12 protein-coding genes are annotated in these 16,500 nt (G+C 51.6%); 1 reads left to right on the top strand and 11 read right to left on the bottom strand.

What is annotated here, in order from left to right; all coding sequences use genetic code 11:
* Window positions 1-638: 638 nt before the first annotated feature.
* From P1P89_11820 to guaB, 4 genes are all read right to left on the bottom strand, one after another.
* Complete coding sequence (locus P1P89_11820; protein MDF1592196.1) at window positions 639-1,763, bottom strand: DegT/DnrJ/EryC1/StrS family aminotransferase; 1,125 nt, start codon at window positions 1,761-1,763, stop codon at window positions 639-641.
* A 148-nt stretch (window positions 1,764-1,911) separates the two neighbouring features.
* Window positions 1,912-3,279, bottom strand: coding sequence for a mannose-1-phosphate guanylyltransferase/mannose-6-phosphate isomerase (locus P1P89_11815; GenBank protein MDF1592195.1), 1,368 nt, complete (start codon window positions 3,277-3,279; stop codon window positions 1,912-1,914).
* Entirely contained in the window at window positions 3,272-6,820 is a 3,549-nt protein-coding gene (locus tag P1P89_11810) for a DNA polymerase III subunit alpha (protein ID MDF1592194.1), read from the bottom strand. Before P1P89_11810 ends, P1P89_11815 begins: the two co-directional genes overlap by 8 nt.
* A 5-nt stretch (window positions 6,821-6,825) precedes the next feature.
* The gene (gene guaB / locus P1P89_11805) at window positions 6,826-8,289 is read right to left on the bottom strand and encodes an IMP dehydrogenase (protein ID MDF1592193.1); all 1,464 of its coding nucleotides are present in this window, start codon (window positions 8,287-8,289) and stop codon (window positions 6,826-6,828) included.
* A gap of 362 nt (window positions 8,290-8,651) precedes the next feature.
* Between guaB and P1P89_11800 the strand changes: the two genes are divergently transcribed.
* Window positions 8,652-9,260: an L-threonylcarbamoyladenylate synthase gene (locus P1P89_11800; protein MDF1592192.1), complete on the top strand. Its 609-nt coding sequence runs from the start codon at window positions 8,652-8,654 to the stop codon at window positions 9,258-9,260.
* Window positions 9,261-9,308: 48 nt separating this feature from the next.
* Here P1P89_11800 and sppA read toward each other — a convergent pair whose 3' ends face one another.
* From sppA to vorB, 7 genes are all read right to left on the bottom strand, one after another.
* Window positions 9,309-10,214: a signal peptide peptidase SppA gene (gene sppA / locus P1P89_11795; protein ID MDF1592191.1), complete on the bottom strand. Its 906-nt coding sequence runs from the start codon at window positions 10,212-10,214 to the stop codon at window positions 9,309-9,311.
* A gap of 96 nt (window positions 10,215-10,310) precedes the next feature.
* Window positions 10,311-12,131: a 30S ribosomal protein S1 gene (locus P1P89_11790; protein ID MDF1592190.1), complete on the bottom strand. Its 1,821-nt coding sequence runs from the start codon at window positions 12,129-12,131 to the stop codon at window positions 10,311-10,313.
* A gap of 117 nt (window positions 12,132-12,248) precedes the next feature.
* Window positions 12,249-12,914 (bottom strand): (d)CMP kinase, encoded by a 666-nt coding sequence (gene cmk / locus P1P89_11785; protein ID MDF1592189.1) that lies wholly within the window; start codon window positions 12,912-12,914, stop codon window positions 12,249-12,251.
* On the bottom strand, window positions 12,911-14,002 hold the full coding sequence (hisC, locus tag P1P89_11780) for a histidinol-phosphate transaminase (GenBank protein ID MDF1592188.1): 1,092 nt from the start codon (window positions 14,000-14,002) through the stop codon (window positions 12,911-12,913). Before hisC ends, cmk begins: the two co-directional genes overlap by 4 nt.
* Before the next feature lie 19 nt (window positions 14,003-14,021).
* Window positions 14,022-14,564 carry a 2-oxoacid:acceptor oxidoreductase family protein gene (locus tag P1P89_11775; GenBank protein MDF1592187.1) on the bottom strand — a complete coding sequence of 181 codons (543 nt, stop codon included), beginning with the start codon at window positions 14,562-14,564 and terminating at the stop codon, window positions 14,022-14,024.
* Between the two features lie 14 nt (window positions 14,565-14,578).
* Window positions 14,579-15,316 carry a thiamine pyrophosphate-dependent enzyme gene (locus P1P89_11770; GenBank protein ID MDF1592186.1) on the bottom strand — a complete coding sequence of 246 codons (738 nt, stop codon included), beginning with the start codon at window positions 15,314-15,316 and terminating at the stop codon, window positions 14,579-14,581.
* 95 nt (window positions 15,317-15,411) lie between these two features.
* Window positions 15,412-16,491 (bottom strand): 3-methyl-2-oxobutanoate dehydrogenase subunit VorB, encoded by a 1,080-nt coding sequence (gene vorB, locus P1P89_11765; GenBank protein ID MDF1592185.1) that lies wholly within the window; start codon window positions 16,489-16,491, stop codon window positions 15,412-15,414.
* Between the last annotated feature and the right edge of the window lie 9 nt (window positions 16,492-16,500).

The following is a 16,500-nucleotide window of genomic DNA, read 5'->3' as shown; positions in this document are numbered from 1 at the left end:
TGCCAAAAACCCTTTTAAAGGAAAAGCGCCCTTTTTTATACCATTTTAAAATTTACACAAAAGATTATACACTACCGCCAGATCATCAACCTTCTTTTTGATTTCCATTTTAACGCCAAATGCTTCTAATTGACTTATATATGGGAATATGATTATAGCGCCTAGAATGAGCAAAAGGGTCTCTAATTTCACTTCTGATAGCGACGCGGGACGCGCTAGCTTAACGACTACGGCTGAGAGAAATACTATTGCGGAGGCCCCACAGATTACCTTGAAAAACCCATCCCACTTAGAATAACTTGCCATATCGCTCCCCCTTGAAATGGATAGTTGTTACTGAGGTTCAACGATAAAGTCGCTTGCGCTGTCACCAAAATTGCCCGTCAGGCCACGACCGTCCTCGGCGTCAAGTGAACCGTCTGGTTCGCACCTTTATTCGTCAATGACTGTTGCACTTCTAAGCTGGAATCCACATGTGAAAGGAAAGGCATTTGCAAAATGTCCAGCATTATAAAATATTCGTACTGTTGATTCGAGATCTTCTCCTGGCCTTTCGGCATTCTGTATCTTTTAGAAGAGTCTATGCAATCTCTTCACTCCTAATTCGATAATAAAGATACTCTTTACCCGGAAAATATTTACGCAAAAAAGTTCTTAATCGTTTCCACTACATGGGCCTGCTGATCAGGTGACAGCTCCGGATAGATCGGCAGGGCAATCGTATGGTCGGCGGCGTATTCCGCCGCCGGGAAATCGCCCTTCCGATATCCCAAATAGGCAAAGCATTCCTGCAGATGCAGCGGCACCGGGTAGTAAACTTCCGTTCCGATGCCGGCCCCTTCCAGAAAACGGCGCAGCGCGTCCCTTTTGTCGGCGACGCTGATGACAAACTGGTTGTAGATATGACGCTCTTCTTTTTCCAGCGGCAGCTTCACCACTTCGTCCAGTCCTGCGGAGTGAAACAGCTCCCGGTAGCTGCGGGCATTCATCTGGCGCGCTTCGGTCCATTTATCCAGATACCTGAGCTTCACCGAAACAATGGCAGCCTGGAGCGCGTCCAGTCGGAAATTGCCGCCGATCATCTGGTGAAAATATTTGGGCATTGAACCGTGCACCCGCAAGATCCGCAACCTCTCATCAATCTCCGCCGAATCGGTGGTCACAATTCCGCCGTCACCGAAGGCTCCCAGATTTTTTGATGGGAAAAAAGAAAAACAACCGTAAGCACCCATGGAACCCGCCGGTTTTTCCCGGTAAACGGCGCCAATGGCCTGGGCCGCATCTTCGATGACAACCAGCCGGTGTCCGGCCGCAGCCGCAAGGATCGGCTCCATATCGGCGCACTGGCCGTAGAGGTGAACCGGAATGACGGCCTTGGGACGTTCCTTCAGCCCCTCGCCGACAACGCCTTCGATCTTTTGCGGCAGCAGATTGTAGGTATCCGGATCGATGTCCACGAAAACCGGTCTGGCGCCGACCCGGGCAATCGCCCCTGCTGTGGCAAAAAAGGTATAGGGGGATGTAATCACACTGTCACCCGGACCAACCCCGGCCGCCATCAGAGCGATGATGAGGGCATCGGTTCCCGAAGAAACGCCGACGGCATGTTTCACGCCGCAGTAAGCCGCAATCTCTTTTTCAAGGACTTCCACCTTGGGGCCGAGGATAAAATACTGGCTTTCATATACTTCCTGCGTCACCGCAAGGATTTCCGGTTTGATCTGCTGATATTGTTTTTTCAGGTCCAACAATGGTACTTTCATAGATAACGCGTCCTTTCTGAAGGCCGAAGGCTAAAGGCTGAAGACCGAAGTCTGAAGACTGTAGTGTGAAAGCCTATTGGTCTTCAGTCTATCTACCTTCAGTCTATCTACCTTCAGTCTGTTTACCTTCAGTCTATCTACCTTCAGTCTATTTACCTTTTTCCATCTGAACCTGGATGATGCAGGCGTTCTCTTTCCCCTTATTGTTCATCTGTACGATCTCATTCGGGGAAACCACGGCGGTCTGACCTGCCTTCAGCGAAATGTCGCCTTTTTCCGAGGTAATACCTACCACTCCGCAGACGCAGATCATCTGCTTGGTTGCAGCCGCGAGCCGCTCGACTTTAAATTTTGAGTTCGGGTAAATCACCATCCGATCCACGCGATACCCCTCTCTCTGTTCCAGCAGGGTCAGGGTCCCCCAGGGATGATAAACAAGCCGATGGGTATGGTATTCCCGGCGGCCGCTTTCTTTCAGCTGCGTGACGATTTCCTTTACATCCCGGCTGCGATCCATATCCGACACAAATACGGAATCCGGCGTCTCCACCACCACCATATTGCGAAGATGGTTGGTCGCTATCAAGCGCTCGTGCCCCATGATAAAACAGTTTTGAGTATCCTTTACGATCACATCGCCGGCCGTTACATTGTGCTGCGTGTCTTTAGGCAGAAAATCATACAGCGACTTCCAGGAACCGATATCGCTCCAGCCGAAATCCGACGGCAGGACCACTCCTTTTTGGGTGGATTCCATAATGGCATGATCGAAGGATATATTCGGCAACTGTTGATAATCTTCCAGTGTAACCGGGGCCAGACCGCTCACGATTCCTTCCAACCGGCTGAGAAGCGCCGGCTGAAACTTATTATATTCTTCTACAATGACGGAAGCTTTGAAGGCAAACATACCGCTGTTCCAGAAAAAGTTTCCGGCCTCGATATACTTTCGGGCGGTGGTTTTATCCGGTTTTTCAACGAACCGCTTGATCCCCAGCGCATCCGGGCTGACCCGGTCAGCCCCTTCTATATAACCGTAACCGGTTTCCGGGAAATTAGGCTGTATGCCGAACGTAATGATATGGCCCGAGTGGGCCAGTTCAATGGCGGCTTCAAGCTTGCGGTGGAATCGGTCGATATCCTTGATCACATGATCAGCCGGGAAAACGCAGACCACGGCATCCTTTTCCTCTTTCAAAATGGTCAATACCGCCAGTAGAATGGCCGGGGCGGTATTGCGCCCCACCGGTTCACGGATAATTTTGCCGGCGGCGGTAACGCCGATATCTTCCATGTGTCGGGCGATTTCATAATAATGTTCGGCGCCGCATACGATCCGCACCTTTTCGGTTTCCAGCAGCGGACTCAGACGTTTAATGGTGGCCTGGACGAGAGAATCCGTCCCGAAGAAACTGACCAATTGCTTCGGGAACAGCTCCCTGGAAACCGGCCACAGGCGCGTCCCGCTGCCGCCCGCCAGAAGAACCGCATGGATGTTGACCGCCGCATCAGGCATGCTGAGCTTTCCTTCTGTTGTGGTTTGTTCTGGAATTGTTGCCGGCGGGTTCGGAGGGCATCGGGCTGCAAACCGTTTCCACGGCCGGATAGCCCAGAAGCGCCTTGATGTCGCGAGTCAAGGCCATGCCGGCTTTGACGGTGAGAGAATCCGGCAGTTCGATCACCACTTCTTTTTGTTCATCTTCCCGCAAATGAATGAACGCCCGGCAGGACCCGGGGTGGTTTTTTAATATATCGCAAAGTTTCTCCAGGGTGCTGCGCTCCGTGCGATCCAGGTTTAGATTAAAATGAATCACCGCAGTCCAGTTTTCCTCGGCTGTATCCATGGCAATGATGCTGTCGGCCAGAATCTTAACGGCGTTTTCATCCTTTTGCAGCTGCCCCTGAATCAGAACGGCGCTGTCTTCCGCCAGTAGGCTGTAAACAGAAGTATAGATCGACGGAAATACGGTCACTTCAACCGCACCCAGCAGGTCCTCCACCGTGACAAACGCCATCAGATCGCCTTTTTTGGTTTTGATGGTTTTGATGGTCCGGATAATGCCACCAATCCGGACGGTTTCACGATCCGTTCGTTCCTTTAATGAAAGGGTGTCGGTATTGGTAAACTTTTCCAACAGATCTTCGTAACCGGTCAACGGATGCCCGGTGATGTAAAACCCGAGGGCTTCCTTTTCAAGATTGAGCAACTGGTTCTTGTCCCATTCGTCGATCTCACTCATGGGAGGATAGTTAATCGCAACCGGCCCGTCCGGGCCCATATCAAAAAGTCCCATCTGGGGATCCAGTTTGTCTTTCTGCATGCGCTGGCCATATTCCAGGGCGCCCTCCAGCGATGCCATCATCTGGGACCGGTACGCACCGGTGGAATCGAAAGCGCCGCATTTAATCAGGCTTTCAATAACCCGCTTGTTGACTTTCCGCAGGTCCACCCGTTCACAGAATTCAAATAGGGACGTAAACAGTCCACCCTCCTGGCGCGCTTCGACAATTGATTCGATGGCGCCTTCGCCCACATTTTTCACCGCAACCAGTCCGAACCGGATTCCCGCTTCCTGGACAGCAAACGCTTTTCCACTGGCATTAATGTCCGGCGGCAGGATCGGAATTTCGTGGCTGCGGCATTCGGCAATGTATTTCACAATATTGTCGGTGGACTGCATTTCGCTTGAAAGCAGCGCCGCCATGAACTCCATGGGGAAATGCGCTTTCAGATAAGCGGTCTGGAAAGCAATCAGGGCATAGGCCGCGCTGTGGGACTTGTTAAAGCCGTATCCGCCGAACTTTTCCATGAGGTCAAAAATATTTTTGGCCCTATCGGACGGCAGCCCGTTTTCTTTGGCCCCACGTAAAAACCGTATACTGTGCTTGGCCATAATGGCCGGTATCTTTTTTCCCATGGCCTTGCGCAGATCATCGGCCTCCGCCATCGTATAGGCGGCCAGTTCACCGGCGATTTTCATGACCTGTTCCTGATAAACGATAACGCCGTATGTTTCTTTCAGGATCGGCTCCAGTTCAGGCACGAGGTATTCCACTTTCTTGCGGCCGTGTTTGCGCTCTACAAAATCGTCCACCATTCCGCTGTCAAGGGGTCCGGGGCGGTACAGGGCCACCAGGGCGATGATATCGTCAAAATTCGCCGGCCGCAGCCGCACCAGCAGGTCCTTCATTCCGGAACTTTCAAGCTGAAACACGCCGGTGGTATCTCCGGCTGAAAGCAGGGCATAGGTCTTGGGATCGTTAACATCCAGAGCGGAGATATCCGGCGCTGCGCCCTGATGGCCTTCAATCAACGCCAGGGCGTTGGCAATGACCGTGAGGTTGCGAAGTCCCAGAAAATCGAACTTGACCAGCCCGATTTTTTCAACGCACTTCATGTCGAACTGCGTCACGACTTCGCCCTTTTTACCCCGGTAAAGCGGCAGGTACTCCACCAGCGGCCGGTCTGCAATGACCACGCCGGCCGCGTGGGTGGAGGCGTGTCGGGGCAGACCTTCAAGCACCCGGCAGATGTTGACCAGATCGGCTATTTCCGGTTTGGTGGCGACCAGTTCCGCCAGTCGCGGCTCCTGTTTGAGGGCATCGTCCAGGCTGATGTTCAATACATCCGGCACCATTTTGGCGATCACATCCACTTCATGCAGGGGGATCGCAAGGGCGCGGCCGACGTCGCGGATAACGGCCCGGGTTTTTAGTTTTCCAAACGTAATGATCTGGGCCACATAATCGCCACCGCCGTATTTTTCAACGACATACTTAAAAACTTCTTCCCGGCCGTTGATACAGAAATCAACATCAATGTCCGGCATGCTCTTGCGGTCGGGATTTAAAAACCGTTCAAAAATCAGGCCGTGTTCAATGGGGTCGAGATCCGTAATTCCCAGAGAATACGCCACCAGGCTTCCGGCGGCAGACCCCCGGCCGGGGCCCACCGGTATGTTGTGCTCCTTGGCATAGCGGATAAAATCAGCCACGATCAGAAAATAGCTGGCAAACCCCATGGAATTGATGACGCTGATTTCATAATCGATTCTATCACGGTAAACGGCTTGATCCACATTCGGATTTTTGGCGAGCACCCGCGCGAGGACGTTCTCAAATCCCTCGCGAACGCTTTGTTCAAAAAATTGTTCCGCGGACAATTTGTCCGCGGTACTGAATTTAGGGAAGTGGTAGGTTTTAAAATCAAATTCGATATGACATCGCTTGGCAATTTCAACCGTATTGGCCAGGGCGCCGGGGTAATCCTTGAAATCGCTGATCATTTCTTCTTTTGATTTAAAATAGAGCTGATCCGTTCTGAATTTTAAACGGTCCGCATCCTGCACCGTTTTACCGGTCTGAATGCACAGTAGAAGGTCGTGGGCGCGGACATCGTCCTTTTTGAGATAGTGGCAGTCATTGGAAGCCACCAAAGGAATCGAAAGCCTTCGGCTCATATCCAGAAGCGCCTGATTGACCTTCCCCTGTATGTCAATGCCGTTGTTCTGGACTTCCAGAAAAAAATTGCCTTCACCAAATATTTTTTGGTAAAAAAGCGCGGCTTCATCAGCCTGCCCAATCCTGTTCTCCGTTATCTTCTCGGGTATTTCACCGTGCAAACAGGCCGAGAAAGCGATTAATCCGCGGCTGTATTCTTTGAGAACTTCCCGGTCGATGCGGGGTTTATAGTAAAAGCCCTCCAACTGAGCGATGCTCACCAGCTTGCAAAGATTCTGAAATCCCTCCTGGCTCTGGGCCAGCAAGATCAGATGGGAAACGCCTTTGTTGTCGCCCGGCGTTTTATCCGTCAGTTTCCGCGGCGCCAGATAACATTCGCATCCGATGATCGGCTTGATGCCGGCCTTATGGGCCGTTTCGTAAAATTCCAACGCCCCGAACATGGTCCCGTGATCGGTAATGGCAACGGCATCCATGCCGAAATCCTTAACCTGTTTCAACAGCGGTTCGATGCGGATGGCGCCATCCAGCAGACTGTACTGGGTATGTACATGCAGATGGACAAAATCAGAATTAGGGGCACTATGGCTCGTCATGACAGTTAATCCAGGCGATAGTTGGGCGCCTCTTTGGTGATAATAACATCGTGCACATGGCTTTCACGCAGTCCAGCGGCACTGATCTTTAAAAAACGGGCTTTTTCCCTCAACTCTTCGATGGTCCGGCACCCCACATACCCCATGCCGGCTTTCAATCCGCCGATCAGTTGGAAAATATTGGCGGAAAGCGACCCCTTATACGGCACCCGCCCGACAATACCCTCCGGAACCAGCTTGTCTTCCGCGACTTCTTCGCTCTGGTAGTACCTGTCCTTGCTCCCTTGCTTCATGGCTTCCAGAGACCCCATGCCGCGATAGACCTTATAACTGCGTCCCTGATAAAACATGGTCTCACCAGGACTTTCTTCGGTTCCGGCAAACAGGCCGCCGATCATAACCGAATGGGCGCCGGCCCCGATCGCCTTGGTAATATCTCCTGAAAATTTTATCCCGCCATCGGCAATGAGCGGCACGCCGGTTTTATTGGAAACCGAACGGCAGTCCATAATGGCGCTGATCTGGGGAACTCCCACCCCGGCGACAATCCGGGTAGTGCAAATCGACCCGGGCCCGATCCCGATTTTGACGCCGTCGACGCCGGCCTTGATAAGGTCTTCAGCACCCTTGCCGGTACCGACATTGCCCGCAATCAATTCAAGGTCTTTAAAGTTACGCTTTAATTTCCGGACGGCTTCAAGGACGTTTTTCGAATGCCCATGGGAGGTATCGATCAATATCACATCCGCACCCGCCTGCAAAAGCGCTTCGGTGCGTTCTTCCATGTCCGGCCCCACCCCCACCGCAGCACCGACCCGCAGCCGGCCCAGCTTGTCTTTGCAGGCGTTGGGGTATTTACGAATTTTTTCAATGTCCTTTATGGTGATCAGCCCCTTCAACTGTCCTTTTTTATCCACCACCAACAGCTTTTCAATTCGATGCTCGTGCAGCAATTTTTTGGAATCTTCCAGGGAAATGCCTTCTGAAACGGTAATCAGTTTATCCTTAGTCATTATATCGGATACTTTTTTTTCCAATTTGGTCTCGAATCGCAAATCCCTGTTGGTTACAATTCCCACCAGCTGGTCGCCCTTGGTCACAGGCACCCCGGAAATATGATACTTTTCCATCAGTTTCAACACATCCGCAACGGTTCGATCCGGGGAAATCGTAACCGGATCGATAATCATTCCACTTTCTGATTTTTTGACCTGGTCGACTTCAGTAACCTGGCTTTTAACGCTCAGATTGCGGTGGATGAAACCGATGCCGCCTTCACGCGCCATGGTGATGGCCGTGCGGGCCTCGGTAACCGTATCCATAGCGGCACTGACGATGGGAATATTGAGGTTGAGGTTTTTAGTCAGCCGGGTGCTTGTGTTGGCGTCTTTCGGCAACACTTCGGAGTGGTTGGGGACCAATAATACATCGTCAAAAGAATAACCTTCTTCAGGTGGTATTTTAAGCATGGACGTCCTCCCGTATCAACGAGTTGTTTTTTATAATTTTTTCAATGAGTTTTAAGAGATAACCATTAATAATCTGATTAATTATCAAATGGCTGTCTCTTTAGCAATGACTAATTTCGGGGGCCAGGTTTCGGGGGTCAGTTGTCAGGAATTGCCGGTTGCGGACATGTGCTTTGAACATGAAAAGGTTTATCTGCGCATCCCTTATTCATTTTCATCATTTTGCCGCTGTGGAATACTCCGACCTCTGATCCCTGACACCTGATCCCCGGCCCCTGATCCCTGACACCTGAAACATTTTCTTGTATTATTGACTGAAATTGCGTTAATATCTTTATGAGACTTAAACAGATGGACATATTATGCTGCTGAAAATTAATCCCCTAAATCCACAGGAACGGCTCATTCGCAAGGTTGTGGAAATCCTCCATAAAGGAGGAATCATTGCCTATCCCACCGATACCTTTTATGGCATCGGCTGCGATATCCTCAACAAGAAAGCGATAGAAAAGATCTACCTGCTCAAAAGTCGCAGCAAAAACAAGCCCTTCAGCTTCATCTGCTCGGACCTGACCAACATCAGCCGATATGCCAAGGTTTCCAACTATGCCTATAAAACCATGAAAAGACTTCTGCCGGGGCCCTATACATTTATACTGGAGGGCTCCCGTCTGGTTCCCAAAATGATGCTCACCAAGCGAAAAACCGCCGGCATCCGGGTGCCGAACAACAACATCTGCATTGCGCTGGTGGAGGCGCTGGAAAACCCCATTATTTCAACCAGCGCCACGATGCCCGACGGCGCCCTCTTTTACGATCCTTCCCTGATCCACGATTATTTCGGAAGCCGCCTGGATGCGGTCATTGACGGGGGCCCCATCCCGGGGAATCCTTCCAGTGTTATTTCCTTGATCGATGATCGGCCCGAAGTCATACGAAAAGGGGCAGGAGATGTGTCGATATTTGAGTAAAAAGCCAGGTTCAGGGGGCCTTGGATTCGCTTTGTTGGAATAACCAGGTTAATCGGTCGGTCGATACAGATACCCGCCTGTCAGATGCGGGCTGACTGCGAGTCCAAACAATTCTTGCAGGGTTGATTCGGTCAGATATTTCAGAATGGAGAATTTCTTGTCGCGAATGTAGACGGCTGTAACTTCCCCTTTAATCCCCCCCAGGCGCCCGGCCCATTCAATGGAATCTTCAAGGTTTCCCAGACGGTCCACAATCCCTAATTCCTGGGCTTCTTCACCGGTAAAAATTCGGCCGTCTGCAAGTTTTACGACCTCAGCAAGATCCATTTTTCTTCCGAGAGCGACATCTTTCACAAATTGGCCGTGAATTTTATCCACAAAATCCTGCAGCAATTGCTGTTCCCGGCCGGTCATCTCCCGGGCCGGCGATCCCATGTCTTTATATTCACCGCTTTTGATCACAACGGGCACCAGCCCGATTTTTTTCAAAATCTGCTCAAAATTGGCATAACCCATAATGACCCCGATGCTGCCGGTAATGCTGCCGGGGCTTGCAACGATGCCGTTTGTGCCAGCGGCGATGTAATATCCGCCGGACGCTGCCACCGCCCCCATCGAAGTGATGACCTTTTTGGATTCGATCGTTTTTTGAATTTCGCGGAAAATTTCCTGTGACGGACCGACGCCGCCTCCGGGCGAATCGATACGCATCACAATGGCCTTGATGGAATCTTCTTTGCGGAATCTTTTCAGTTGCTGAATCACTTGTTTGGCGTCGGAAATGACACCGGTTATCTCGATGACCCCGACCCTGTCGCCCCCTCTGTCCAGACCGGCAAAATCCGAATCCGAAGCCCCAAAAAGAAACAGCAGGGATATGGCAATGACGACAACTGCGGAAATGGAAAGCGCTGTCAAAATAAAAAAAAGATACGGATGCCGGCGGGAAAACATGATGCTATCTTATAGATGAATCGTTGGGGTTCAGTATGAGCAACTTTTCCACGATCAGCAGCATGTATCTGCCGCTGATCGTGGCAAGTCGGTTTTCTATTTATCGTTGAATTTTTCCTGAAGATTTTCTCTTAAAATTTCACCGAAGTCTGACGTTGTGGGGCGCATGCTGCTGATATAATCATTCAGCAGGCCATGTTCGTCGTCCATTTCAAGTCGTTTGATGGAAAGACCGATCCTTCTTTCTTCGCTGTTGATATTCATGACCTTGGCCGTTATGATATCACCGACGTTAAACTGTCCCACCGGTGTTTTCAGCTTTTCCTTGGCGATCTCGGAAACATGCACGAGCCCCTCAATCCCCTCTTCCAGTTCCACAAAAACACCGAAATCGGTAATATTGGTAACGGTGCCCGTGATCTCCTTTCCGACTGCATACCGCTCCGCCACAGTTTGCCACGGGTCCGGCTGCATCTGCTTGATCCCCAGCGAGAACCGTTCCGTCGCTTTGTCGATGTCGAGAACAATGGCCTGGACCGTTTCCCCTTTTTTGTATATTTCCGAGGGGTGTTTGATCCGTTTCGTCCAGGAAATATCCGAAATGTGAATCAGTCCGTCGATGCCTTCATCAATTCCGATGAACAGCCCGAAGTCTGTAATATTCTTTATTTTGCCTTCGATGGTGGTCCCCACCGGATATTTCTCACTGATGACGTCCCAGGGATTGGGAGCGACCTGTTTCATCCCCAGAGAAATCCGCCGGCTTTCCGGCTTGATATCCAGAACGATCGCTTCAACATCCTCTCCGATGGAAACGATCTTGGAAGGATGGCGCACCTTGCGTGTCCATGACATTTCGGAAACGTGAATCAACCCTTCAATACCCTCTTCCAGTTCCACAAAAGCGCCGTAATCGGTCAGACTCACGGCCCGACCGGTAATGCGCGTTCCAACCGGATATTTTTCCGTAGCCGTCAGCCAGGGATCTTCCGTCAATTGTTTCATTCCCAGAGAAACTCTTTCTTTTTCAATATCGAGATTGAGAATCTTTACCTTAATCTGATCTGCAACTGAAAAAAGTTCGGACGGATGTTTCACCCGGCCCCAGGAAATATCGGTAATATGCAGGAGTCCGTCCACTCCGCCCAGATCCACAAAAACGCCGTATTCCGTAATGTTTTTGACAATGCCTTCCACGACTTTGCCTTCGCGGATGGATTTCAAGGTTGCCGTGCGTTTGGATTCCCGCTCTGCTTCAAGCAGCGCCCGCCGCGACAGCACGATATTGCTGCGCTTGCGGTTGTATTTTAGAATTTTGAATTTAAAGGTTTTTCCGACCATATCATCCAGGTTGCGAATGGGCCGTAAATCCGCCTGGGATCCCGGCAAAAAGGCCTGGACCCCGATGTCCACCGAAAAGCCTCCCTTGACCCGGTTGACAATCACGCCCGTGACAACGCCTTCTTCATCGTAGGCGTTTTTGATCTCTTCCCACACCTTGACGGAAGCGGCTTTTTCTTTAGACAGGACAACGACTTCTTCCTCATCATCCCACCTTTCCACCATCACTTCGACCTTGTCGCCCACCTTGGCAACGATGTCGCCGTTTTCATCCATGAATTCATGGATTCGTATTTGACCTTCGGATTTGTACCCGATATCCACCGAAACGTAATCTTTATCGACTGAAATAATCCTGCCGGAAACGACTTCGCCCTCCTGAAAACGCTTGAAGCTCTCCTCGTACATATCCATGAAATTTTCCATTTCATTGGCATCAGCACGGTCTTCTTTGGTTTTCTGGTCTTCCGTTTTCCCCTCGGTTTTCAGCGCGTCGTCCTTTTCGTCAATCTCTGTACCGACTGTTTCTTCCAGGTTTGAATGTTGTGTTGTTTCGTTTTTTTTAGAATCTTCCATTAAAAAAATACCCCCTAAGCCGATTTAATCGCGGTCTGATACATCTTAAATAGCCGCATAACCATAATTATTTATCAAGCCCTCTATTAAAATGCAATGATTATTTATAAAAAATATTCACCGCCGCTTTTGAATATGGGACCTCATGGTTTCTACAACCGCTTCCACCGTCAGTTCGGTTGAGTCGATGATGATGCTGTCTGCTGCCGGTTTTAAGGGCGCATGTTGACGGGTGCTGTCATTTTTATCCCGTCGTTCGATATCCGCTTCAACCACTGCCAGACTCTGGCAGGTTTGCGGCTTGAGTTCACGGTGCCGCCGGATGGCCCGTTTTTCCAGTGAAGCATCCAGATAAAATTTCACGTCTGCATCTGGAAAAACGACGGTTCCCATATCACGGCCTTCAAAAACAGCGTTCTTCTCTCTGCCCATTTCCCGCTGCAGACCCAACAGGCATTTTCTGACAACCGGCCGCGCCGAAACCGCCGAAGCCAGCATCGTTATTTCAGGTGTACGGATCTGATCGGTAATGTCCTGATGATTCAGTAGCAGACGGACCCCCTCGTCATTTCGGCCAAACTGCAAAACCAGGGTGCTGCAAAGCTTCTCAAGGGCGCTGTCGTCCTCCGGGGCGATCCCGGCGGATTTAACCGCTAGGGCAATTCCCCGGTAAAGCGCGCCGGTATCGATGTAGCGATAGCCCAGCAAGTCCGCCAGCAGACGGCTCACCGTTGTCTTGCCGGCTCCGGCAGGACCGTCGATGGTGATGAGCAGCGGTTTCATCCCAGCACCTTTGCCAGGGCCTTTAAAAACCGGTCGTTTTCCGCCGGAAGACCGACATTAATGCGGATAAACTCAGGAAAACCGTATTCCGTCATGGAGCGAACAATCACGCCCTGCTTAAGCATGGCTTCAAAGACCGCGTCTGCATTTTGTCTGACATTGACAAGAAAAAAATTGGCCTGGCTCGGAAAATACTCGATCCCCATTTTATCCAGGCTGCTGTAAAGAAAATCGAGTCCGCTATGAATCAATTTCAGGGTTTTTTCAAAAAAGACGGTGTCGTCCAAAGCTGCCAGTGCGCCTATCTGGGCCAGGCTGTTGGCATTGAAGGGCTGGCGGACCCGGTTGAGCAGGTCGGCGACTTCCGGCGGCATGACCCCAAAACCGATTCTTAACCCGGCCAGACCGTAAGCCTTGGAAAATGTCCGCAGGGTCACCAGTTCCCGGCCGCCCTTGAGGTATTCGATGCTGCTGGCAGCCTTGACCCCGCGCACGAACTCGATATAAGCCTCGTCCACCACCACCATGAGTTCCGTCGGGAGGCTTTCGAGAAACCCCCTGAAATCCCTATCGCTGATAAAGGTTCCGGTTGGGTTGTTGGGATTACAGATGAAAATCATGCGGGTTTTCGGATTGACGCGGCTTTTCATGCCGTCTAAATCCAGGGACAGATCTTTTAAGGGAACATAAACCGGAACCGCGCCTGCGCTGCGCACCATGATTGCATACATCAGAAAAGACGGCGTGGGCAAAACGACCTCATCTCCCGGCTGCAGGAAGGCGCGTGTCAGCATACCGATGATTTCATCCGAGCCGTTTCCCAGAACCACCCGCCCGGAATCGACCCCGAATTTTTCGGAGATTTTGCGCTTCAGCTTAAACCCGCTGCCGTCCGGATAACGATGCAACTCCTTAAGGGCGCCTTGCATCGCTTTTAGCGCCGCTGGCGAGGGTCCCAGCGGATTTTCGTTGGAGGCAAGCTTGATGGAATCGGAAATGCCGTATTCGCGTTCAAGCTCTTCCAAAGGTTTGCCGGGTTTGTAGGGTGTTAAGCCTGCAATATAATCCGGCGGCGTTAATTTCAGCATATCTCTCCCTGCGTATGACTCATTCTGTCTTTAGAGCCGCCTTTTGCCCGGCATCCATGGCATCCATATTCAGCGGTATCAGCTTTTTCTTCTTTGCGAATTCTTCCTTGACGGTATTGCGCAGCACCTCAAAATCCACAATTTTACTGCGGGCCGCAAAGGCAGCCAGCGCCACGATATTCGCCGCGCGGACATTTCCCAGTTCGCTGGCGATTTCCATGGTTGGGACCTTAAGTTCGTCAATGTCCGTGCGGCCGCTGCCGACATGAATCAGCGAGCTGTTGATCAGGACAACGCCGCCGGGTTTTACCATGGGGGCAAATTTTTCCAGCGACGGTCGGTTCATGGCAATCAGATGCCCGGGGTTGCGGATAATGGGAGACCCGATGGGGCGATCACTGATCACCACCGTGCAGTAAGCGGTTCCGCCGCGCATCTCCGGACCGTAAGAGGGAATCCACCCGACCTGGAAGCCCTGTTCCATGGCAGCGTTTGCCAAAATTTTTCCGATTAACAATATGCCCTGCCCGCCGAAACCGGCAAACATTACTTCACTTTGCATTCGTTCTCCTCCAGCTATTCGGGTGTTTTATATTCGCCCAGTTTATAATAGGCCAGCAATTTGTCTTCGGTCCAGTCCAGCGCCTCGGACGGTGTCATTCCCCAGTTGGTGGGGCACGTGCTCACAATCTCCACCAGGCTGAAACAGCGGCCTTCCAGTTGATAGGTAAACGCCTGTTTAATAGCGCGCTTTGCCTTGGTGATATATTTGGGTCGAATCACCGTATGGCGCGAAATATAGGAGGGGGTCGCCAGCGTGGCCAGCAGTTCCGCTATCCGGATGGGCATGCCGGCATCTTCGACTTTGCGCCCGTAGGGGGATGTCGTGGTGCGCTGGTCCGGCATCGTGGTGGGCGCCATCTGGCCGCCGGTCATGCCGTAAACCGCGTTATTTACAAAAACGGTCGTAAACTTCTCGCCGCGGTTGGCGGCGTGGATGATTTCCGATAAGCCGATGCTCGCCAAATCGCCATCGCCCTGATAGGTGAAAACCATTAGGTCCGGCCGGACCCGCTTGATGCCGGTGGCCATGGCCGGCGCACGGCCATGGGCCGCCTCCTGGAAATCGAAGGTGAAATAATTGTAGGCCAGGACGGCGCATCCCACCGGGGCAATCCCCACCGTGCGGTCCCGGATCCCCAGTTCATCAATGACTTCGGCAATCAGCCGATGGATAGTGCCGTGAGTGCAACCCGGGCAGTAATGTGTATAGTTGTCGGAAAGCGCCTCCGGTTTTTTGTATGTTTTACCCATTGTTCTCAGCTCCTTGCATTCGTACCTGTGAAATAATTTTCTGCGCGTTTTTGGCGGAAATTTATTTCGAGAGGGTACTTATCCCGTATCTGGGGTTAAGACGATTGCTTTAACTTCGCCCGTACGACGTCCATTATTTCTTCCGGTGTGGGCACCTCGCCGCCGCATTTCCCATACCATTCCACCGGACGCTGGCCCTTGACGCTGCGGTCGACATCCTCCACCATCTGGCCCATGCTCATTTCAACGCTGATCACCACTTTACAGCTTTTCTTTGCCGCGGCTGCGTGGACTCCCTTTTCAGGAAACGGAAAAAGGGTCTGGGGCCTCAGCATGCCGACTTCAAGACCTTCGGCCTTTAAATTGTCGATGGCCGTGATGCAGACCCGGCTCATGGTGCCATAGCTCACGATCAGAGCGCTGTAATCCGTATCGGTATTGTAGTTCTCAAATCTGACATCCTCTCTCTTCATCCGGTCGTATTTTGATTTCAGCAGCAGATTGTGATTATTCAGTTCAACCGGATCCAGGTAGAGCGTTTTGACCAGATTTCGGGTGCGGCTCTTGCGGGTTCCCATGCCGCTGGTGGCCCAGGCGTCTTTATTGACGGGCGGGACGATATAATCTTCCGGAAATTCAACCGGTTCCATCATTTGACCGATCAGTCCGTCGCCTAAAAGCATGACGGGATTGCGATATTTTTCCGCCAGTATAAACGCCTGCATGACCATTTCAACGGCTTCCTGAACACTGGCCGGCGCCATGACCAGCAGATGATAATCTCCGTGGCCGCCGCCTTTGGTGGCCTGAAAATAATCCCCCTGGGCCGGCAGAATTCCCCCCAGTCCCGGACCGCAGCGCATGATATTGATCAAAACGACCGGACATTGGGCGGCCGTCATATAACTGAGCCCTTCGCTCATGAGACTGATCCCCGGGCTGGAGGACGTCGTCAGAACCCTGGCGCCGCAGGCAGACGCGCCGAAAAGCATATAAGAAACGGCCACCTCGCTCTCCCCCTGCAAAAATACCCCGCCAACCTCCGGCAGACGCTTGGAAAGATATTCGGCGACTTCATTCTGCGGGGTAATCGGATAGGCGAAATAGTTCAGGCATCCGGCCCGGATGGCTGCCTCGCTGATCGCCTCATTCCCCTTCATCAATACTTTGCCCATGGTTTCCCT

It is taken from the genome of Desulfobacterales bacterium (assembly GCA_029211065.1).
Classification (GTDB): Bacteria; Desulfobacterota; Desulfobacteria; order Desulfobacterales; family JARGFK01; genus JARGFK01.
This window is presented reverse-complemented; position numbering and strand designations above follow the sequence as displayed.